Origin of the sequence: Spirosoma sp. (assembly GCF_048594605.1) — a bacterium.
Classification (GTDB): domain Bacteria; phylum Bacteroidota; class Bacteroidia; order Cytophagales; family Spirosomataceae; genus Spirosoma.
Map to the genome: position 1 here is coordinate 1 of NZ_JBMDWV010000031.1, position 23,215 is coordinate 23,215.

General features: G+C 47.7%; 15 protein-coding genes. 9 read left to right on the plus strand and 6 right to left on the minus strand.

Features of this window, described 5'->3' with window-relative positions; genetic code table 11:
* The 5 genes from ACOJS8_RS01550 to ACOJS8_RS01570 form a co-directional block, all read left to right on the plus strand.
* The coding region (locus ACOJS8_RS01550; RefSeq protein ID WP_420146764.1) for a mandelate racemase/muconate lactonizing enzyme family protein at positions 1–877 on the plus strand (877 nt) is incomplete at its 5' end.
* Between the two features lie 80 nt (positions 878–957).
* Entirely contained in the window at positions 958–1,512 is a 555-nt protein-coding gene (locus ACOJS8_RS01555) for a GNAT family N-acetyltransferase (RefSeq protein ID WP_420146765.1), read from the plus strand.
* A gap of 59 nt (positions 1,513–1,571) precedes the next feature.
* On the plus strand, positions 1,572–2,864 hold the full coding sequence (locus ACOJS8_RS01560; RefSeq protein WP_420146766.1) for a serine hydrolase domain-containing protein: 1,293 nt from the start codon (positions 1,572–1,574) through the stop codon (positions 2,862–2,864).
* A 52-nt stretch (positions 2,865–2,916) separates the two neighbouring features.
* Entirely contained in the window at positions 2,917–3,558 is a 642-nt protein-coding gene (locus tag ACOJS8_RS01565) for a cysteine hydrolase (protein WP_420146767.1), read from the plus strand.
* 70 nt (positions 3,559–3,628) lie between these two features.
* Positions 3,629–5,179: an FG-GAP repeat domain-containing protein gene (locus ACOJS8_RS01570; protein WP_420146768.1), complete on the plus strand. Its 1,551-nt coding sequence runs from the start codon at positions 3,629–3,631 to the stop codon at positions 5,177–5,179.
* Between the two features lie 92 nt (positions 5,180–5,271).
* Here ACOJS8_RS01570 and ACOJS8_RS01575 read toward each other — a convergent pair whose 3' ends face one another.
* The 3 genes from ACOJS8_RS01575 to ACOJS8_RS01585 all read right to left on the minus strand — a co-directional run bounded on the left by ACOJS8_RS01575 (position 5,272) and on the right by ACOJS8_RS01585 (position 10,234).
* The gene (locus ACOJS8_RS01575) at positions 5,272–6,876 is read right to left on the minus strand and encodes a SusD/RagB family nutrient-binding outer membrane lipoprotein (protein ID WP_420146769.1); all 1,605 of its coding nucleotides are present in this window, start codon (positions 6,874–6,876) and stop codon (positions 5,272–5,274) included.
* Positions 6,877–6,895: 19 nt separating this feature from the next.
* Entirely contained in the window at positions 6,896–7,654 is a 759-nt protein-coding gene (locus ACOJS8_RS01580; RefSeq protein WP_420146770.1) for a hypothetical protein, read from the minus strand.
* 90 nt (positions 7,655–7,744) lie between these two features.
* Positions 7,745–10,234 (minus strand): SusC/RagA family TonB-linked outer membrane protein, encoded by a 2,490-nt coding sequence (locus ACOJS8_RS01585; protein ID WP_420146771.1) that lies wholly within the window; start codon positions 10,232–10,234, stop codon positions 7,745–7,747.
* A 308-nt stretch (positions 10,235–10,542) separates the two neighbouring features.
* Here ACOJS8_RS01585 and ACOJS8_RS01590 point away from each other — a divergent pair, with 308 nt between their 5' ends.
* Together ACOJS8_RS01590 and ACOJS8_RS01595 are read left to right on the plus strand one after the other, a co-directional pair.
* Entirely contained in the window at positions 10,543–11,778 is a 1,236-nt protein-coding gene (locus tag ACOJS8_RS01590) for an ROK family transcriptional regulator (protein ID WP_420146772.1), read from the plus strand.
* Between the two features lie 86 nt (positions 11,779–11,864).
* Positions 11,865–14,327, plus strand: coding sequence for a prolyl oligopeptidase family serine peptidase (locus ACOJS8_RS01595; RefSeq protein ID WP_420146773.1), 2,463 nt, complete (start codon positions 11,865–11,867; stop codon positions 14,325–14,327).
* 79 nt (positions 14,328–14,406) lie between these two features.
* Here ACOJS8_RS01595 and ACOJS8_RS01600 read toward each other — a convergent pair whose 3' ends face one another.
* Together ACOJS8_RS01600 and ACOJS8_RS01605 are read right to left on the minus strand one after the other, a co-directional pair.
* On the minus strand, positions 14,407–15,105 hold the full coding sequence (locus tag ACOJS8_RS01600) for a LytR/AlgR family response regulator transcription factor (protein WP_420146774.1): 699 nt from the start codon (positions 15,103–15,105) through the stop codon (positions 14,407–14,409).
* A 3-nt stretch (positions 15,106–15,108) separates the two neighbouring features.
* Positions 15,109–17,985, minus strand: coding sequence for a PAS domain S-box protein (locus ACOJS8_RS01605; RefSeq protein ID WP_420146775.1), 2,877 nt, complete (start codon positions 17,983–17,985; stop codon positions 15,109–15,111).
* Between the two features lie 326 nt (positions 17,986–18,311).
* Between ACOJS8_RS01605 and ACOJS8_RS01610 the strand changes: the two genes are divergently transcribed.
* Positions 18,312–18,491, plus strand: coding sequence for a hypothetical protein (locus ACOJS8_RS01610; RefSeq protein ID WP_420146776.1), 180 nt, complete (start codon positions 18,312–18,314; stop codon positions 18,489–18,491).
* 30 nt (positions 18,492–18,521) lie between these two features.
* Here ACOJS8_RS01610 and ACOJS8_RS01615 read toward each other — a convergent pair whose 3' ends face one another.
* Positions 18,522–19,709, minus strand: a complete 1,188-nt coding sequence (locus tag ACOJS8_RS01615; RefSeq protein ID WP_420146777.1) for a glycosyltransferase — start codon at positions 19,707–19,709, stop codon at positions 18,522–18,524.
* 164 nt (positions 19,710–19,873) lie between these two features.
* Here ACOJS8_RS01615 and ACOJS8_RS01620 point away from each other — a divergent pair.
* Positions 19,874–23,215, plus strand: a 3,342-nt coding sequence (locus ACOJS8_RS01620) for a carbohydrate-binding protein (protein ID WP_420146778.1), incomplete at its 3' end; no start/stop codon positions are given.

The following is a 23,215-nucleotide window of genomic DNA, read 5'->3' on the forward strand; positions in this document are numbered from 1 at the left end:
CAGTAAAAATCCGCTCGATATTGAAGGCTGCCTCACTACGTTAATTCGCTATTTGCCGGGTCATGTTACAACGCGCTCAGCCTTCGATATGGCCCTGTACGATCTGGCGGCCAAAGCGGCTAATATGCCCTTGTATCAATTTCTGGGTGGCTCGAAACGAACGCTCGTTACCGACGAAACGATTTACATCAATACGCCCGAACGCATGGTTGAAGATGCATTACGCATCAAGCAACAAGGCGCCGAAGCCATCAAAGTAAAACTGGGTACCAACCTGCGTGATGACATTAATCGTATTGAAGCGATACGTACCGCCATCGGCGACGAAACTCCCATCCGAACCGATGCCAATCAGGGTTGGGACGTAGTGACGGCGTCGGGTGTGCTACGTGCCATTGGCGGCTGGAACGTGCAGTATTGTGAACAACCCATCAAACGCCACAACATTGCGGGACTGCGGCAAATCCGGCAACGTACGCACGTACCGATTATGGCCGACGAAAGCCTGTTCGATTCCACTGACGCCATCCGACTCGTACGCGAAGAAGCGGTTGATTACTTCAACATCAAACTCTCGAAAAGTGGGGGCATTTTTGAAGCCCTCAAAATCAATGCGATTGCCGAAGCGGCTGGAATTCCGTGTATGATTGGCTGCATGTCGGAATCGCGGCTGGCACTTACGGCTAAGGCTCATTTTGCATCGGCCCGCCAAAATGTTCGTTTCTATGATCTGGACGCTTGTTTTGAACATGCCGATGATCCTATTCACGGCGGTATTACGTACACCAACCATTACCAGATCGACCTGCCCGAAACGCCCGGTATTGGTGCCGAAGTAGACTCTGCTTTTTTAAAGAAATGTGTTAAAATGAATTAGGCAGAAGGCAGAATAGAATAGAGAGAATGCGTATTCCGATTTCGTCTGCTTTCTCCCTTCTGCCTTTTCCTCTCCCGTTTATGCTTATTACCACTGTTCAATCTGAAGCCGACGTGCAGGGAATTTTGACGCTGCAACAGGCCAATCTTCGTAAAAACGTGCCGCCTTCAGTGCAGCTCGATCAGGGGTTTGTTACGGTTGAGCACGACCCGAACGTATTGCTACGTATGAATCAGGCGGCACCGAGCATTATTGCCAAAGATGGTGATACGGTAGTTGGCTATGCCCTTACCATGCTTCCTGAGTTTGGCTCCGACGTACCCGAACTACTACCTCTTTTCAACCTGATTGATACATTGACGTATCAGGAAAAATCAATTCAGACGTATCAGTGGTACGTAATGGGCCAAATTTGTGTAGCGGAAGGGTATCGAGGGCAGCAGCTTTTCGACCGAATGTATCAGCATCATCGGGAAGTATATGGCAACCGGTATCAGTTATTGATTACGGATATTTCAGCCAACAATATGCGCTCACTACGTGCCCATGCCCGCGTCGGGTTCGGATCTATTCATGAATTTTATGACCCGGCAATTGGCGAAACGTGGGTAATCGTTGCGTGGAACTGGAGGTAGTAGAATCCTACGGTTTATGATTTTTAGGTACAATCGCCAGCTTTTCACAATCGCTAATAATGACTGTACGTTTCCTTATACCGATTCTGCTTTTAACCAATACCCTCCTCGCTCAGTCAAACGCACCACAGGCTTTTGCGACACCTAAATCGGTTGCTGAAGCCGGTTTTTCGGCTGAGCGCCTGAAACGACTGGATACGTGGCTGCAAGGTTTGATCGATCAGGGAATTGCGCCAAATGCCGTTACGTTTGTGGCACGCCGGGGAAAAGTTGTGCATCATAAAGCGTTCGGATACAGCAATCTGGAGAAAAAAACACCGATAAAACGCGACGACCTATACCGCATTGCTTCTCAAACAAAAGCGATTACGACTGTTACGTTGATGACACTGTTTGAGGAAGAGAAATTTCTGCTCGACGACCCAATTTCGAAATACATTCCGGCTTTCAAGAATCCGAAAGTGCTGGTCAAATACGATAAAAATGACCCGGTTGGCGGCAACTACGAAACCCGCCTGGCGAAGAGCGATATTACGATTCGGCAACTTATTAGCCACAACGCGGGTATTCCCTATGAGCATCCGCTCGACAAACGTCCAGAATTCAAGATTCCGTTTTTCAATTCAACCGATCCCGACAAACTCGAAGATGTCATCAACAAACTGGCGAAACGTCCGTTGCTACGTGACCCAGGTACGGACTCCACCGGTGCAGGTTTCACCTATGGTCTGAATATTGATGTTATTGGCCGACTGGTTGAAATTCTTTCGGGAAAACCGCTCGACGTAGCAATGCGGGAGCGCGTCCTCGACCCGCTGGGCATGAACGATACGTATTTCTATTTGCCCGACAATAAAGCAAGTCGTCTGGTGGAATTGTACAGCAAAGCAAGTATGGACAAACCGCTAACGTTACACACCAATGATACGTATCGTCACTCGGCTACGTCGGGTGCGAAAACGTTTTTCTCAGGCGGTGCAGGGCTAATTAGTTCGGCAGAAGATTACGCCAGATTTTGTCAGATGCTGCTGAACGGCGGTACGTTCAACAACAAGCGGATTCTGGGACGGAAAACCATTGACATGATGCTACGTAACCAAATCGGGGCTGCCGAAGTCTGGGACCGCAAAGACAAATTCGGGCTTGGGTTTATGCTGATTACCGAAAACTCGCACTATGGTGATCAGGCGTCGCCGGGCTCGTTCAACTGGAGCGGTATGTATTGTTCAGAATTCACGATTGACCCGAAAGAAGACCTGATTCTACTCATTTTCACGAACGTACAGCCGTATGCCTACTACAGCGATTTCGTGAAAAAATTCCGCATCGCCGTTTATCAGGCGTTGGAGTAAACCAGTGTACAGTGGTGCTTTGCTACGTAGTGAATCATAAAACAAACCCGTCATGAATCCGCAAAAAACAGCCGTTGTTCTGATCGAGTATCAACATGATTTTACGTCGCCGGGCGGTACATTACACGAAGCTGTAAAAGGTGTAATGGAATCCACCAATATGCTGCAAAACACGGTCGATCTGGTGCAGAAAGCCCGCAAAGCCGGAGCCGTTATTATTCACTCGCCAATCAGTTTTCAGGAAGGCTATTTCGAAATTACGAAGCATCCGTATGGCATTCTGAAAGGCGTGGTCGATAGCCAATCCTTTCGGAAAGGCTCATGGGGCGTTGAGATTGTCGATGATGTTGCTCCGCAATCCGGCGATATTGTGCTGGAAGGAAAACGTGGTTTAGACGCGTTCGCCAGCACGAATCTGGATTTCATACTACGTAGCAAAGGCATCGAAACCATTGCGCTCGGCGGTTTTCTGACCAATTGCTGCGTGGAATCGACAATGCGGTCCGGCTATGAAAAAGGATTTGAAGTCGTTACGTTGACCGACTGTACGGCTACGTTGAGCGAAGAAGAGCAGAAATTTGCCTGCACGAAGAATTTTCCAATGTTCTCCAAACCCATGACGCATGATCAGTTTCTGGACGAACTAACGGGAGAGGCTGTGCAGGAAGTAGAAACGCGAGGCTACTCGGCCTGATGGACTCTGGCTTACGTTCACTATCTTTAGAGAACGTAAGCCTGTTTAGTTCGTCAACGTTTTTATCATAATGTCCCCGCTTAAAATTGGTCTGGTTGTTGTATTTGGTACGTTGGGAATAGCCTCGTTTACCAGCCTCGAAACGAATACCCCGTCTGCTACGTCGACAAGTGATTCGCTCGCGGCTGGCCGACAGTTGGCGCTACGTTATTGCAGCAGTTGCCATCTTTTTCCCGAACCCGATTTACTCGATAAAAAAACATGGGTTACGGGTGTTCTGCCCAATATGGCCATGCGGCTTGGTCTTGAACTGGCTGGGCAGGATACGCTAAAAGCACTCTCGCCCGAAGAAGAGCAAGCGATTCGTCAGCTAAACGTATACCCTGAAACGGCAGCTATTTCCCGTAGCGACTGGAACAAACTTGTCAGCTATTACGAACGTAGCGCTCCCAACGAACCTCTGCCGCAAAAACCACACGCGTCTATAACCAATCAACTCCCGCTATTTAAGCCAAAAGCCGTAACGCTAAGCGACAAGCCCGTACCGCAAACAACGTTGTTGAAATATGACACAAACAAGGGCCAACTCTATGTTGGTGATGCGCAGAATGCGTTATATGTACTCGACAGATCGTTTCAGCCAAGCGATACGTGGTGGATTGATACGCCCCCGACCGATATAGACTTTCCTAAAAATGCGGCTCCCCGATTGCTTACGATTGGCATTTTTAGCCCATCGGATCAGCATTTGGGCCGACTCATGACGCTTGAACGATCAGCAAAATCCGGCTCCTCTCCCATTAATATCAAAGAATTACCCCGACCAGTTCAGTTTGCCGCCAGCGACCTCAACGCTGACGGAAAAGAGGACGTAGTGGTTTGTGGATTCGGAAATAATGCGGGAAAACTGTTCTGGTACGACGGTTTCGAGCCAACCAAAGAACATGTTCTCAAAGCGTTTCCAGGTGCCCGGCGTGTTGAAATTGCCGATTTTAATCGCGATAAAAAGCCTGACATTATGGTGCTGATGGCACAGGCGCGGGAAGAGATTTCTATTTTTTACAACCAGGGGAACGGTCGATTTTCCGAAAAAACAGTGCTACGTTTCTCACCCGTATTTGGGTCCAGTTATTTCGAATTGGCGGATTTCAACAAGGATGGCTTTCCCGATATTCTGCTGACCAACGGCGATAACTGGGATTATTCGGCCACCAACAAAAATTACCACGGCGTACGCATTTACCTGAACGACCGGAAGGATAATTTTAAGGAAGCCTGGTTTTTTCCGATGTATGGAGCCAGTAAAGCCGTTGCCCGCGATTTCGATAAGGATGGCGATCTGGACTTTGCCGCTACGTCCTTTTACGTGACTCTGGCCCAGCCGGAACAGAATTTTCTTTATTTTTCCAACGAAGGCAAGCTGGCTTTCAAACCCTTCAGTACGCCGGAAGCCGCCAGCGGGAAATGGCTGACAATGGAAGCCGCCGACTTCGATCAGGATGGCGATATTGACGTTGTACTGGGTTCTTATTTTCACACCGTCGGCGAAATGATGCAGCTTCTCACGCAAGGCCTTACATCCTTTCCACAACTATTGGTGCTGGAGAATCAGGGTAAATGACCGGCTGCCAGCCAAACAAAAAGAGGCAAACCAACCGGTCGGCCTCTTTTACGTTTTACCAAATTAAAAACCTAATTTTCAATTCACTGCGTTTATTTCACATCCCAGAAAACCTTGTTTTTGAGGTTATCAGTTGATCGTACAGCTTCATAATTTGCGGTGTTGTACGTGATTTCGTTGCCAGGAATCGTGTACCGAACAGGCGGTAACGTTTGGTTGTTCGCGTTATCAACCTGGAAGCTCAGCACCGGATAATCCAGCCGGCGGATGTCGGCCCAGTTTTCAAAAGGCTGAACCAGGTTGTAATGCAGCCATTTCTGGGTAGCAATCAGCTTCAGTTTGTCAGTATTGTTGGTAGCACTGCTCCAGTTTACACCTGGTCCGGCAATGTAAGCCGTAATGGATGCAGGTGTTGCTGGCGTAGGTATAGTAGCTCCCGTAATACCCGTAGCGTTGGTACGCGCTAAAATTCCATTATAGAATTCAACCGATTGACCAATAGCTGTTTCGTAGGCGGTTTTCGCCGATGCGTCGTTACCCGTTCTCAAATAATACTCCGCTTTAATTAAATTCATTTGCGGGGCATTGATCAGGACGCCGGGGAAGAACTGGTTATGGCTCAGCGTATACCGGTTATAGATAGCCACCTGACCGCCATTGTATAAAGCCGTTTGTGAGGCTTCTGTACCTACCGGATCAATACCAATGTATTTTCCTACCGCATTGGCTCCTGGCTCAAACAGGATTGGCAGACGGGGATCTTTATTGGCATTCATGTTGTCAATGATGGCTTTACCAGCTGTGTTACCAAACCAGTTGCCATCCGTTGACGCGATACCCCCCTGAAAACCCTTCGAGTTAATGTCGGTGTTGATGTCATAAACATTCACCTGGATATTCTGAGCATTGGTTTCGACAATCGGATAGGTAGTCGAGTTGCCTAATATTTCAGCTATCTCCGCATTTGACCGAGCCTTAAAGCTCTCCACATCCGACACCCGGTTTAGCATCCGTACCCGAAGCGAGTTGGCATAACGCTTCCAAAGGGTTATATCGCCCTTGTTTACGAAATCCTGCGTCTGGAACGACTTCTGGTAACCGGCGTTGAGAGTGATCCCGTTCAATTCAGTAGCGATACTTTTCAGATCGTCCAGCATGAACGTATAAATGCTCTCGGCCGTATCGAATTTTGCGTTAGACGCCAGGTAATCGCCCCCATTAGTACTCAACAAACCCGCCTGAGTGAACGGAACAGCTCCGAAAAGATCGACTATTTTTTCGGTGTAATCGTACATATAAACAGCTGCTGCCAGCATGAATATTCTCCGATCTTTCTGCTGATCCGCCGGTATCGATGCATACACTTTCTGCAGCTCACGATATTGAGCCAGGGTATTATAATAGTTATACCACAAATCGCTCACACCTGCAGAACCTGGAACGTACTGCCCTGTTTCGTTAATCCAGCCTGTTGCCTGGTTATACCGGTTCAGGGAAGTTCTCAGGGTAACAAAATAGAGCCCATAACCCGGAAGTACATAATCTCTGTTGGTGTATAGAACCCCCGTAAACTGCTTTTCAACGGTTGTCTGAGAAATTTTGGAAGGGTCGGGATAAGCCTCTGTAAATTCAGCTTCCTTACACGACACATTCGCCAGTAAGAGTCCTGACAAAACCAGGAATGATATTTTTTTCATTTTCATGATTGTGTTAAGATTAGAAACTGGCACGTAACATTACCCCCATTGTCCGGAACGCCGGGCTGTTACCAGCGTTGTTGATGTTTTCGGTCCAGCGGGTACTTGAATTGGTCTGTTCAGCATCGATGTCTTTAATCGTGCGATAGATGAAGAACAGGTTACGACCAAATACTGACAGGGTCAGGTTCTGCGTACCGATTTTGCGGGTAATGCTGGCCGGAATGCGATAGCCCAGCGAAAGCTCCCGCATTTTGATGTACGTATTTTCTTTTACGTACAGTTCGTAGCGTGCATTACCATACTGCGGGCCGCCCCAGTTATACGTAGCGTTGTAGTACGTAGCCTGCGACACGATGTTGGCATTTTTCTCACCAGTAGACAGTACGCCATCCATCAGCATACCATCATTGTAGACGGCTTCGCCATTAGGTCCGGCATTCCCTGTTGTGGCAATACCTTTTCCGTTCGCGTCTTTATAATACCGAAGGCCACCGTGTTCAGCATCCATAGCCGTCAGGCTCTCCTCCGTCAAACCTCTTGAGGTCATCCAGTTAATGCCGGTTGGCATGATATGTCCACCCACACGGAAGTCAGTTACTACGTCCAGCGTAAAGCCTTTGAAGCTAAAGGTGTTTAGCAAACCACCGGTCAGTTTCGGCATTGCATTACCTACTTTAATCCAGTTGTTAGCATCTAACTGATAGAGGCCGTTCGGACCTACTACGTTCTGCCCGTTCGCATCTTTCAGGATTCCGTGGGCGTAGATGTCTCCCATTGGTTGTCCAACAGTCGAACGTAGCTGTGCCGCGTTACCATCGTAATCAGCATGTAACAGTTCGGTCGAATTGTTGGTCAGTTTCTCAACTTAATTGCTGTTACGCGCCAGGTTCAGGGTGAGATCCCAGTTGAAACCATTGAGGCTCTGGGCTTGTATTGGTGATACGTTCAGAGCTAACTCTACACCCTGGTTCCGTAACGTACCGATGTTTGCCAGAATGGTCCGGGCACCCGAACTGGCACCAATCGTCAACGGCAGGATCTGATCGACGATTTGCGCATTATAATACGACAGATCGACACGGAACCGGTTTTTGAATAAGCGGGTTTCCAGACCTACTTCAAATTCGCGCTTCTGTTCAGGGCGAATTTTGTCGTTACCATAGTCGCTGCTGATGGTTGTGTATAATACGGAGCTTCCGCCAGCTTGCTGTAAACTCAGGCTGCCCTGCGAATAGGCATTGTTAGCCCGATAGATTTCTGGGTAGTTACCCACAACGCCCCACGATGCCCGTAGTTTTGCGTAGCTGATAGCCGTTGGCAAGCGGAACAGATCGCTGAATACAAACGAAGAATTGACGGACGGGTAAACGAAAGCGTTGTTGCCCGGTGCCAGTGTTGATGTGCGGTCTCTCCGAACGGTTCCTTCTACGTAAACGATGTCTTTAAAGTTGAAATTCAGCGTTCCCAGCACAGCATCCCGAACCCAGCGCACGCGTGCATTATCAACTCCGATTCTGCCTCCGGTTGGCGTATTTACCGAAGCCGCTACGTCGTAGAAATTCTCCGTACTCAGGCCACCATTGGTTTCACGCTTCATCATCGTGTTGAGTTGCTGGTAGCCATTATAGCCGCCCATTGCCGTAAGTGTAATGTCCTCGTTCAACTTTTTCGTGTACGTCAGCAGCGCTTCGCCGTAGAAGTTGTTGTAGATATTGTTGCTCATACCGAAATAGCCTGAGTAACCAAATGCCAGTGGCCTATCGCTACGTTGGCGGTCTTCGAGCCGTTCCGACGTAAAGTCGGTTCCGAGTCGGCCTCTCAATTTCAGGTTACTCAGAATATCCCAGCTTTGTGTCAGGCTGGCAATAATCCGGTTGCTGTACTCATCATACGTGTTGGCCCGTGTGCTCCATACGTAATCAGCGATATCCGATTTGAAACCGTTCCGAATAATGTTTTCGTTTGGTGTCAGGCTTTGGTTCGTTCCCGTTACGTATTTGTAGCCCAGACTCGTCTGATACGTATTGAAATACCAGTCGGCCGCTTCAAACCGGTTCATCATCCCCGTGAAGTTGTTGATCATACGATCCACCTTGAACGGACGGTTGTGCGTATACTGGTTTACGTAATTGACCATCAGATCCGTTTGCAGCTTTGGATGAAGGTTAAAGCTCGCACTCAGGTTCATGATGTTCTTTTCGTTCTTCGAGTTATAGCTGATCATGCCGTTGTCCTGGCGCGTGTACGAGAAACGAAGGTTTCCTTTGTCCAGCGACTTCGAAATGGCCAGGTTGATCATCGCACTGTTGGCGTTCTGGAACAGATCAGCGTAGCTATTTCCTGATGGTGAATAGGGCCGGATTTTACCGTCGAACGACATAATCGGCTGACCATCGAATTTCGGCCCAAAGTTAACCGTAGCACCCAGCAAACCACGAGTATCGCCTTTGCCGTCGCCATTAGTGTCGTAGTAAATGAAGCCATTAGCATCCTGTCCACCATTCGAATAGTTCAGCATATAACCTGGACCTCTAACATTCTGGTAGCGGGGCAGATAAGCAATATTATCAACGCTATAGCTGGCGCTGAAATCAACACCCAGACCTTTACGGCCTTTACCACTTTTGGTTGTTACGAGTACAACGCCGTTTACAGCTTCAGAACCGTACAGGGCAGCCGCCGAAGCACCTTTCAGAATCGAGATGTTCTCAATATCGGCAGGGTTCAGATCCAGAAGGCCGTTACCACGAATGCGCTGGTCACCCCAGTAGTCGGTGTTTCGGGCTTCGCCGTTCCGAATGGGGATACCATCCATCACGATCAGCGGCTGTGTGTTTCCCGTGATCGACGAAAAACCCCGAATGTTGATACTAACCCCACTGGTAGCACCACCTGGCGTAGCATTGATGGATACGCCCGGTGCTTTTCCGTATAACACGTTGGCAAAGTTTGGCGAGGCTGTTTTAACCAAGGCTTCGTTGTTGACAACGGCAGTAGCATAACCCAGAGCGCGTTCTTCTTTCTTGATACCTAAAGCTGTTACAACAACTTCGTTGATCATGGACGCATCTTCGTCCATCGTAACGTCTACTGCTGACCGATTTTCAACAGCAATTTCTTTTGTTTTGTAACCAATGAAGGAGAAAACCAGTGTTCTGTTACCAGCAGCAGCAATGCTGTATTTACCATCTGCATCGGTTACAGTACCTGACGTAGAGCCTTTCACCACAATGGAAACGCCCGGCAAAGGCTGGCCATCTGTCGTTGTGGTAACCCTGCCCGAAATGGTCTGAGCCAATGCGGGCGTGCTTATTACCAGCAAAAAGGTAATAAGCCGGAGTAAATCTTTTGCCATAAAATAGATTTGATAAAGTTGAAGCACAAGAAGTTTATTACAATATTAATGTAAATTTATTTTACCATTAACCTTGATTTAATATTTTTTTTTAAAAACTTTGCCAAATACTATAATTAATTAAATAAACACGCTGTCCTGGACGAATCGGCAGTTTCCAGGTAGTCTTACTTAGGCTGTCAAGCGAAATAATACGTATACGTTATGAAAATACTTGAAAGTAATTCTTTTAGAAAAATTTCTTTACAGAATAATACCTATCCTTTTTAACAGTTCACCTTAATGCTTTTATTACCCATCTGTACCTCATGAATTCATTAATGGGCCTTCTCGAAGAGGAATCACCTCCCCTGCAATCAGTAGTTGATTACAAGAAAAACCAGAAGCAACGAAAAGTCCTGGCTCATCTGTATACTCACGGTACATGCACGCTGGCTAACCTGGCGAGTCTCCTGCACAATAGCGTTCCTTCAGTAACCAGTTTGGTTGATGAGCTGATCCAGACGAAGTGGGTAACGGCCATTGGTACAGCCGTCGGCAACAACGGGCGACGACCGGTTCTTTTTGGGCTTAATGTGAAGCATCATTACGTAGCGGTTATTGACGTCAGTATTCATGACACGAAGATTCTTTTCATGGATGCGCAACGTAACGTTGTGTTTCAGGACAACTACGATCTGCGGCTGGACGATAATGCTACGTTCCTGACTACGCTTATTCATCATTTCTCGACTACGCTGGCCAATTCTCATATACCGAACGAGGAAGTCATTGCCGTAGGTATTTCGATGCCCGGCCTGATCGACTCGCGTCGTGGACTCAATCTGACCTACAAAAAGCTGAATCAGACAGAAGAACCACTTACGAAATGGTTTTCTGACCAAATCGGCAAGCCTGTTTGTCTGATCAACGATACTAAAGCAACCGTGCTGGGCGAAAGTCGGTTTGGCGGAGCGCAGGGTAAAAAACAGGTGCTCGCTATCAATATCGACTGGGGCGTGGGGCTGGGTATTATCGTCAACGGCGAGGTTTTCCAGGGAGCAAGCGGTTTTGCAGGCGAGTTAGGACACATTCAGGTCGATCCGGAAGGAGAACTCTGTTATTGTGGTAAAATCGGTTGCCTTAATACGTTTACATCCGCTTCGGCGCTTGTGCAACGAGTACAACGCGATATTCTGGCAGGTCAGGTTTCCAAACTGGCGTTTTTCAAAGACCAGGTGGAGCAGATCGATATTGATGAACTCATTAACGCGGCCCATCAGGGCGATTCGTACGCCATCGATATTCTGCACGAAGCCGGTTTTCAGCTAGGGAAAGGGCTTGCCATTGCAATCAACTTGTTCAACCCTGAAGTAATTATTATTGATGGGGTTCTGACGAATGCGGCTGGCTTTATTCTGAATACCATTGAGCAGGCAATCAGTAAATATTGTCTGAGCGACTTCCGCAATGATTTAACCATTGAGCTAACCCAGTTGAATGGCACCGCTAAATGGCTGGGTACACATGCTTACGTCATGGAAGATATTTTCGCGAAATACTAGTAAACAGTTGATAGGCGAACAATAACCCTATAACAACTAACAAGAACCTATTATTGATTTCCTCTACTTCTCCTCAACGTTACGTTATGAAGCAATTACTGACTGCGGGAATTTTCCTGCTGTTTACCTGTGCTGCTCGCGCCCAGTCCGTTTATCCCTTCACGCAGGGATTAGCTATAGGCCCGTGTCATCATTATGGGCGGGAAGCACTGTACACCGATCAGTTGGCTTATTTACTCTATCAAAACAAGCTACAAACTCCCACCGAAAGTAACGCCCTCTCGGCCGACAGTCCACAGGATGTAAAATGGCAGGCTGTTTCAGCCGACAAGGATCATAAATTTCGCGGACGTTCCTTCAATAACGGGTATTTGTATCTGACGTATCAGTCAGACCGGGATCAGGCAGCGCTACTGCATACAACTGGCCATAACATGGTGTATGTAAACGGAGCTCCACATGCGGGCGATCCGTATGCCAGTGGCTGGCTTTACATACCTGTCACGCTTAAAAAGGGACGTAACGAATTTTACGTACGAACCTCACAATTCTCCCGCTATCAGGGCTTAATGACGGAGTTAATCTTCCCGGCCAAACCCGTCAGTCTGAACACCGACGACCCAACGCTACCGAACGTAGTGCTGGGGAATCAGAAAGAACCACTTTGGGGGGCCATCGTCGTGATAAACACCTCATCCAAACCCTTGACAGGCCTGCAAATACAAAGTCAGTTAGCGAGCAAAGTATTGACAGTCAGTGTACCGACAGTAGCCCCTATGACTACGCGCAAGGTTGGCTTTCAAATGAATGTGTCGGGCGTACAGCAGAAAGGTGAAGTAAAAACACAGGTGCGTCTGCTCCAGAGCGGCAAGATCATCGATGAAAAAGAACTAACCCTTACGGCGGTAGAGCCGCTCAGTCATCAGAACCATACGTTTGTCAGTAATATCGACGGTAGCGTTCAGTATTACGGTGTAGCCCCTCAGCAGAAACCCAACGGAAAAGCACCCGCACTGTTCTTATCGGTACATGGCGCGGGCGTGGAAGCCAGTGGCCAGGCCCGCGCGTATCAGCCTAAAGACTGGGGAGTATTGGTTGCCCCGACGAACCGACGCCCGCGCGGTTTCAACTGGGAAGACTGGGGGCGACTCGATGCGCTGGAGGTTTTCAACATCGGTAAAAAACAATATAAGCCTGACACTCAGCGCATTTATCTGACTGGCCACTCGATGGGCGGACATGGCACCTGGTATCTGGGGGCTACGTTCCCCGGCAACTGGGCGGCTATTGCGCCCTGCGCGGGCTATCCTACCCTGGCTGATTATGGCTCGCACGATGGCAAAATTCCAACAGAAGGTGGTACGCCTATGGAGAATCTGCTGCTACGGGCCAGTAACCCCAGCAACGTACTGGCGCTGGCAACCAACTACAAACCGCTGGGTGTGTATGTGCTACACGGTGATGCCGACCGTACTGTATCCGTCGAATACGCTCGTCAGATGCGCAAACTGCTTGCTACGTTCCATCCAGACTTTTCGTATTATGAGTATCCGGGCGGTTCGCACTGGTACGGCAACGAAAGCGTGGACTGGAAACCTTTATTCGATTATTTTCAGGAGCATCGGATTCCGCTCGATAGCGCGGTTAACAGCATCGATTTTTCAACTACAAATCCGGCTATATCGTCATCGATGCGCTGGCTAAGCGTAGAACAGCAGCTTGAGCCACTTCAAATTAGCCGCGTGCAACTGAAGCGCGACAAAAAAGCCAAAACCATCAGCGGTAGCACCCAGAATGTTTATTTGCTAAGCTTCGATCTAAGTGATTTTCAGGCTGGCGAGACCATCACTATTACACTCGACAGTTTAAAAGCTGTCACGCATACAGTTAAAAGCGCTTCTGACAAGTTGTATCTTACCCGGAAAGATCAGTGGGAAGTGGGGTCGAAATCAACTGTCGAGCAAAAAGGCCCTCATCGAAACGGTACGTTCAAAGAGCCGTTTAATAACCGGATGGTGTTTGTATATGGAACCTCCGGCACAGCAGATGAAAACAACTGGGCCTACAATAAAGCTCGCTACGACGCTGAAACCTGGTATTATCGGGGCAACGGAGCTGTCGATATCATTACTGATAAAGAATTTGTTGCCGGCCAGTACCCCAATCGTGGAGTTATCTTATACGGTAATTCAACCACAAACCGAGCGTGGTCGAAGTTGCTCACTACGTGTCCGATTCAGGCAAGCCGGGGCGCACTGACGATCGGCAAGGAACGCTATACAGGCGACAGCATCGGTGCGTATTTTACCTGGCCTCGTTCCGACAGCCCAACCGCTTCGGTCGCCGTTATTACCGGAACGGGTCTTCAGGGCCTAAGAGCAGCGGATGCGAATCAGTATTTTGCGGGCGGCAGTGGTTTTCCAGATTTTATGATTTTTGACCTTACCATGCTTCGCGACGGTATCAAGGGCATCCGCAAAGCCGGTTTCTTCGACAATAATTGGTCACTGACCAACGAGCAAACGGTCAGCCAAACGGAAGCGCCATAGCGGATGGTCATCTGCCGGAATCACTACGTTATCATTTCATAGCTGCAAATAACTATGAGTGATAACGTAGTGATTTGTTTTACAACAGATTCAGACGGTTCATCAATTCGGCTTTATTAGCCCGGCTGATCGGAATCACTTTAGACGCTACCACGAGGTTGCTTTCTTCGATGTCAACAATTTTTTCGAGGTGAATAATGTACGATCGGTGAACGCGCAGAAATTGGGTACCCAGCTTTTCTTCCAGCGATTTCATGGTCGTATAAACCACAAACGTCTGACTGGTCGTCACGATTTTCACATAGTCGCCCATGTTTTCAATGTAAAGAATCGAATCGTACGAAATTCGAATGTACCGTCCCTCGGCCTTCACATAAATAGCCTTCTGATCGCCTGATTGGGAGCGGACATTCTTCGTACGGCTTTCAGCTTCCAATACTTTTTCAACTGCCAATTTGAACCGAGGCAACGAAATAGGCTTTTTCAGATAGTCCGTCACCTGATACTGAAAAGCTTCAAATGCATATTCCGTTTTAGTGGTTGTCAGAATGACCTGAGGAGTCGTCGGCAGACGTTCCAGCAAATCAAATCCAGAAAGTACGGGCATCTCCACATCCAGCCAGATCAGGTCGATTTCCTCTTCGCCCAACACCTTCAGGGCTTGCGTTGCATCCTCACAAACGGCCACCAGATTAAGTGATTCGTGTTGTTCGCACAAACGTTGCAACGATTTACGCGATATTAAGTCGTCGTCGACTACTATACATTTTAGTTGCATAGCTCATTTTTTTGTCAAGTAATTCTGCCATTGAGTATGTAATAAAGGAAGTCGGTTTGGAAACTCAGCCCTAAAGGTTTGCCAAAGTTTTTCAACAACAGCCGGATCGGGCTCTGTTTTTGTTGTTGTTTCCAGTTCGCTCATCACGATTTCCAGATCCGACAATCCAACCATGCCTAAACCAGGCTTCAGCCTATGCGCCAACTGACGAACCTCCTCCCAGCGTTGTTTCTGGATTAACCCGTCTAACGTATCAAAATCTGGTACGACGGTTTCCAGAAACGTCTCAAAGATAATAGCGGCATATTCACTATCATCACCATATAATTCAGCAAGCCGATCATAATCCAGTGACTGAACAGCGGGCGCGTCCCCAACAGCACTAACTTCTGTGTCCATTGGCTGCGTCTCCTCAGCGTATCGTTTCAGAAATACCAGCAATTTGTCAGGAGAAAAAGGTTTCGCCAAAAACCCATTCATTCCTGCCTTCATGGCCATTTCCTTCTGATCCAGCATTGCAGAGGCCGTCAGTGCAATAATTGGTACCTGCTGGTTAAGGTTATCAATAGATCGAATAGCAATCGTTGCTTCGTAGCCATCCATCACCGGCATTTGAATGTCCATCAGCACCAGGTCAAATTTCTGTTTCCGACACTGCTCTACGGCCTGTTGCCCATCATTAGCAATGGTAAAGTCAACACGCCATTTTTTCAACAAGCCGCTAACGTAGCGCTGGTTCATCAGGTTATCTTCTGCTACCAGAATCTTCATGTTTTCAACTTTACCAAGCGTTTCCTTTGCCGAATCGTTTTTCGGCGGATTCTCTTCGGCTATTGCCTGTTTGTATGGTATAGTAAAGGTAAACGTAGTACCCTCTCCTTCTTCACTACGTACCGAAATGGTCCCTTCCTGTAGTTCGATCAGTTCTTTAGTAATGGATAAGCCGAGCCCTGTACCCTTGTGCTTGTGCCCATGTGCACTAACCTGCCGGAATTTTTGAAAAATTCGCTCCAGCTTATCGCCCGGAATTCCGATACCTGTATCCGACACCTGAAATTCTATCCAGGTTCGTTCGGCTTCCTTTTTCCGAATTCGCGCGGTAAGCACAACGGCCCCTTCTTCTGTAAACTTTTCTGCGTTTCCGAGCAGATTTAGCAGAATCTGGTTGAGCATTAGTTCATCTCCGATGAACTTACCCGTGATACGTGCATCCAGCATAACATCCATGCTGATATTCCGTTTCTGGAGCCGCATCTGGAATATTTTCTGAAGGCTACGTAGCAAACCCGTAAGATCGAACGGTTGCCGATTCACTTCCACACGCCCGGCCTCTATTTTGGCCATATCGAGCAGATCGGAGATGAGTGAGTGTAAAAAATCGGCCGACGACCGGATGATATCCATGTATTCCAGTTGCTCCTTACTGGGTCGGGTATCGTACAGCAGGTGCGTCATTCCAATAATGGCATTCAGGGGCGTACGAATTTCGTGACTCATATTAGCCAGAAATTGCTTTTCAGCCTGTCGTGATTCTTCGGCTAGCCGATGGGCCTCCGCTACCTCCATTTCCAGCTGTTTCCGCTCAGTGAGGTTATAATGAATCCCGATCGAACCAACAATGTTTCCGTTCTCATCCATGATGGGCGCCCCGCTTATGAGCATCCAGACAATCTGGCCATTTTTATGCCGTAACGGAATTTCATACGATGAGGATACGCCCTGCCCACGAATACTCTGCTGTGTAACCAGTACTTTTCGTCCCTCGGGAGTAAGCAATAAATCAGAGATATTCTGCCCGATTAATTCTTCAGGTGAGTAACCTACCATCTGTCCAAATCGCTCATAGGCACGAACAATAGTCTGGTTATTATCTACTTCAACCAAACCAAGTTCCATGTTATTCATAATGCCCCGGTACTTCTCCTCGCTTTTGCGAAGTTGTTCGCGGGCTAGGTATTTCTCTGTTACGTCAGTATAGCGCCACAAATGGCCCATGTAATTCCCATCGCGGAACACGGGAATAAAATCGCGCTCTAACCGACGGCCATCGGCCATGCAGACGTCCTCCCCAATCACAACTTGTCGATTTTGCAGAAGTTCTTCAATCCGGTTAAGTGCTTTTTCAGGTTCCTCAAACAAATGTGCTACCAGGCGGAATGAAATGGTAGAGGTTAGCCCGTCCTGAGATATAGGCATGGTATCCAGCCCGAACAATTCGCAAAAACCTCTATTGATCAACACAATAGCCTGATTTTCGTCTTCTATCATGACGGCGGATATCGAGCTGGAAATAACCGTTGTCAGACGAATTTGCGCACTTACCAGCGCTTCTTCGGTTTTCTTACGGTCAGACACATCGCGGGCAACAGCCACTAACTCGCGGGCATTGTCTTCGTTGGTCACCATGCGGACCGTTTGACCGATCCACTTTATATGGCCGTCTTTGCAACGTACCGGAAACTCGCGATACGTGTTTTCCACCCGCTCGCGTAGCATACTCCTGTAAAATTCATGTAGTGCGTTTTGGTATTCCGGCAGTACCAGTGTGAGGTAAGGTTTTCCTAATAGCTCGTCTTCGGTATATCCCAGTATTCGTTCAACGACCGGACTGATAAATGTGAAGGTGCCATCCAGGGGCGTTACTTTATAGATTATATCCTGGACCGACTCAATTAACTGACGATACTCCTGATCGCTACGATGTAACTCACGGACCTTCTCCTGTATCTGTTGAGTTAAGCTTTCGTTCAGAAGTTGAAATTGTTTTTTTGTTTCGTTGAGTTCCGTAATCTTCTCTGCTAATTTTTTTTCAGCGTTCAAACGCGCTTCGCGTTCCTGTTTGACCGACTGAATTAACAGCTCTCTCTCCTCAACTTTCATAGGTTATGTGAGCGACTAAGCTCATAAAGAATATTCAGTGGCACAATTAAGAACTTCTTTAAATAAAAAGTAAACATTATACAAATAGAGATTTGTTTTAAAATATACAATTGTAGGAAATATATTAAACGGCACATTTACTATACACATATTTATCTATAGAGTACATAGAAGCCAATTATGGACAACAGTTGGGCTATTCACTAATTTATCGGCACTTTTTACCAAAAAACGCGGGAATTCTACAGTTCATCGAAAAGCAAGCGAGTTGGCGCAAAGTACCTGCTAAATTCAAACTGTCTAAACACTAACAGCGTACTACGATCATGAAAATTTTACTTTTGCTTCCTGCTCTCTTAGTCCTTGAGTTTATTGTAGCGATACGTTATATCAAATCGGGTTACCAACCGGTAACGACTGAACAAGCGGCCGAAACCGTACAGTACTTCAACGTATATAGGGTATTGGTATTCTCCGTTATGCTCCAGATCATAATCTCCTTATAAGCCTGTCTGTTCAGACACTCAGGCCATCAGTCAGTTCGGCTTAGGGGTTTCGGCGTGAGGGGTATGCAGGAATTTTTTACTCGCCTGTTTATAGTTGAGCAACGACCGGAACATACTGAAAATCAGAGCAGGGAGAACAAAAAAGTCGCGTACCGTTATTTTCTGGAATAGCGAGGCTGGAATCGACAGTAACAAGCTAGCTATTAACAAGCCCAGCAGTCCCCAGGCAAACGCGACCACCTGTCCACCAATCAGTAAACTTAAGAGCGCAAACAAGCCCAGAACGGCCAGAAGTATCATTCTGGGAAGTAACAGGGACTTGACGAACGTATTAAAAGCCTGCACGTTGCCAGTAATCAGTTGCTGAATACCCGTTTTGAAATAAGCTTTGATGAAGTAAAGCTGGGCAGCCACCCACCGCGTTCGTTGCCGCTGGAATACGGCAATATTTTGAACTTTTTCGTCGTAAATAATCGCATTTTGTAAATACCCAATCCGAACTCCGCTTATGACCAATAGCATCTCTAGTTCCTTATCGTAACCGCCGACAGTCTGAATCTGATTTAAGGCACGTTTCATCAACGTTGGCTCAAAAGCCATACCTGACCCGATTAATGAGGCTGAAAACCCCAGTACCCGCTGCCCCGCCCGAAAGATAGTGTTACTTATTTCTTCGTTCATGGCATCGAAAACAGCTACGCTTGTATTGGTATTTTTTGCCGTCCGGTGGCCTTGAACCACTCGCCAGCCCCGACTGAATGCCCGGTTAATATGTTGCAGGAAATCGGGGGCCATATGGTTATCAGCATCAGAAATCACGACGATATCGTACGTATTCTCTGGTAATGAGTTCAAAGCATACGCAATGGATTTTTGAACGGTTGATTGCTCAAAATGAACAGGCACGACCTTGATCGGATGTTGAGCAAGCTTATCCAGGGTTTCAGGCAGAAAAGAGTCTGCAATCACAATTAAGTCGTATCGGTCAGCTGGGTAATCCTGTTGCAGATTAACCACAACAGATCCCAAAATGACAGCGTCTTCTTTGTAAGCCGGAATTAGTACAGCAATACGTCGTAAGTAATCAACAGGGTTTGCGGAAGAGGTATCATCTGCTTTACCTATTCGCCCTGCCACAGCCGACACAAATAAGTAGAGTACATTGAAGGCCAGGAAGCCGCCAACAAGCAGATAAACGATGTTTACAAAAAAGAGCATTACACTAGTAAAGGTTATAAGTTAATGGCAATTTCAAAGGAAAATAAACCATAAAACTATAACTAACCAAATAGCCCACCTTTTAATATATAAATATCCAAAAATTAACTTATCACATCATAATAGGCTAATTTTCGATACTATTAAGTTAAAAAAACGGGTAAATGAAGAACTTTACATTTAATATTATTACCATTTTAGGATTTTTTGTGGTCGGTCAGTTCACCAGCTCACCTGATAAAACAGGTCAGAGTTATGAACGTACTGAATCAACTTATCCGATAGATGCATCGTTACCCGCCCGAATCGAAGCGGAAGCTTACACAGCTATGCAAGGTATCAACACAGAGTCAACTCAGGACGCAGGCGGTGGGCAGAACATCACCCAGATCAGCGATGGCGACTGGCTGGACTATGCGGTGAACGTGCCCCACAACGGCGTGTATACCTTCCGCTTCCGGGTGGCCAACGCCTACAGCGACTACGCCAAGTTTGAGCTGCGGCTGGCCAACGGCACGGTGCTCAGCACGGTGCAGGTGCCCCGTACGGGGGGCTGGCAGGGCTGGCAAACCATCGGCACAACGGCTCACCTGAGTGCGGGTGCTCAAACGCTCCGTATCCAGGTGGTCAAAGGGGACTGGAACTTCAACTGGTTCGAAGCGGCCGAAAGTCGGCCGGTTCCCGCCAGGCTGGAAGCCGAGAGCTTCGACGTGGCCACGGACGTACGGCCTGAAGCCACCAGTGATGAGGGGGGTGGTGACAACCTGGGCTATATCGATGATGGGGACTGGATGGAGTACAACGTCAACGTAGCATCAGCGGGCTTACACACATTCAACTTCAGAATAGCGAATAGTTATGGCAACGGACGTATTGAAATCCGCTCAGAAGCGGGTGCTACTTTAGGTAGTGTGGATGTTCCCCGGACGGGTGGGTGGCAGAGCTGGGCAACCATCAATACGACCGCTACGTTGAGTGCAGGCAGTCAGGCGTTACGTATTCATGCCGTACACGGAACCTTTAATTTCAACTGGTTCAGTATAGTTCAGGGTGGTATTGTGAAGGTTCCTGCTGTTGTTACGTTCGCTAACTTAACGGAAAAAACCACGGACGATGGAGAGTTTGATCTGGTAGCAACGAGCACTAATTCCGAAACGCCTGTTACGTTTACGTCATCTGACCCATCCGTAGTGTCGGTGTCTAACGCTACCGGCGCCTGGAAAGCCACAATTGCCGGAGCAGGAACGGCGACAATTACAGCCTCTCAGGCTTCATCCAACTCGTTTCTGGCAGCCGAGAACGTAGTACGTACGCAGTCGGTTCGGGCATCGTCCATTATCTCCGCTGACAAGAAAATCCCCATTGAGTCAAAACGCTGGTATCAGTTAACCAATGTGAGCAACGGGCTGGAAGGGTTATTTGACGGTATCACGAACGTAACGGTTGAAACAGGCTGGGGAAAAGTTTTACCGCACTATGATGCCTATTATCCGTTGCAGGACGGTGAGTCGATGACGATCGAGAGTATTCGGTTTTACGATTTTGTCGGTGATTTCTCGGCCAATCCGATGACGCTGTCGATTATTAATAGTCAGTGGGAACGTATTCCTATTGCTACGTTCACCGGCAATCTGTACGGAGTGTGGGTTGGGCCTTATCCCGATCGGTCGACGAATGGAAATGCCCGATTCAAGCTGGATCAGGCCATTAGTGGAGCCCGTTATCTGGTGATAAACAGTTGGGGCGCTTTCCCAACGGAGATGGAGCTTTACGGCTCCTATACAGCCCCTACCTATACGCCAACGCCAACACCTGCCAAGGAAGTAAAACTGAAGGGTTTGCTGGGCGTAAATGCCTACGAATGGAATTTTGAAGACGGAAATTCACCATGGCAAATCAACGAAGACAAAATGAATGTCGTAAAAGCCTTTTCTGGTATTCGACATTATATGGACTGGCATAAGCTGGAAGCCGACGAAGGCAGCTATTCTTATAACCCGACCATGAGTGGCGGCTGGAATTACGACGTTATTTATGAACGTTGCAAAGCGGAAGGCATTGAAGTGCTTGCTTGTATCAAAACCCTTCCCGACTGGCTTGTCAATACGTATCCGGAAGATCAGCGTGATGGTGAAAACGTACCACTACGGTATGGTAAGGACTTTTTAGATCCGAACTCATACATTGAACAAGCCAAAGTAGGCTTTCAGTACATAGCTCGTTACGGAAGTAACACGAATGTCAATCCAGCGCTGTTAAGCGTTCATTCGACTCCCCGTTGGCCCGGTGATAATCCAAACACCATCAAAATTGGGATGGGGCTGATCAAATATATTGAATGCGAAAACGAACGGGATAAGTGGTGGAAAGGCCGGAAAGCGTATCAGACGGCTCGCGAATACGCAGCTAACTTATCAGCGTTTTACGACGGGCATAAAAATACAATGGGCCCCGGCGTAGGGGTCAAAAATGCAGACCCGAATATCAAGGTTGTGATTGGCGGCTTAGCCTCGGCTTCCAGTGGCTCCGACTACGTAAAAGGAATGATTGACTGGTGCAAGCAATACCGGGGTTATAAGCCAGATGGTAGCGTCGACTTATGCTGGGACATTATTAACTACCATATGTATTCGGACAATACGTCCTCGTCGCAGAGCGGAAGCTCTACTCGGGGAGCTGCTCCGGAAGTAACGCCAATTTATAAGATTGCCAATGATTTCCGGCAAACCGCGCACCGGCAGTCGTACGATATGCCCGTCTGGATAACCGAAGCCGGTTATGACGTCAATCAGGGCAGCCCGATACGTGCTATCCCTATTGGCAATAAATCGGCATTGGAAACTCAGGGCGACTGGATTTTGCGAACATCTTTATTCTACGCCCGAATGGGAATTGAGAAGCTGTTTTTCTATCAACTCTACGATGATAACAATACGGGTGGCATGTTTGGCACGTCAGGATTGGCTAATGGTGATAACATGACCCGTCGGCCAGCGGCTGATTATCTGTACCAGACGAAAAAGCTCTTCGGCGAATACAGCTACAAGGAAACCATCCATAATGACCCTATTGTCGATCGGTATGAATTGAATGGAAAATCGGCTTACATGCTGGTAGTTCCGGACGAAATCGGACGTACTGCTACGTATACACTGGATCTGGGCAATGCGACCCAGGCACGGATTTACCGGCCTAAAGCGGGCAGCAACGATATGAACGTACAGGTCGTCAATACAACTCAGGGCAAAGTGCAGGTTACAGCTACGGAAACACCTATGTTCGTTGTAGCTGGAGACGTAGCACCGAATGCAAGAAAGGCGGTAGAAGGTGTAAAAAGCCTGGAAGAAGCCGTACGTGTATTTCCGAACCCAGCAACCGATTTTGTTACCGTCGAAGCCGATCGAGCTTCAGACCTACCGCTTAAAGTTAACATTATTGGTGGAAGCACAGGTCAACTCCATCAACAGGTTAAGATTCAGAAGACAGGTGATCGCTTTTCGGACAAA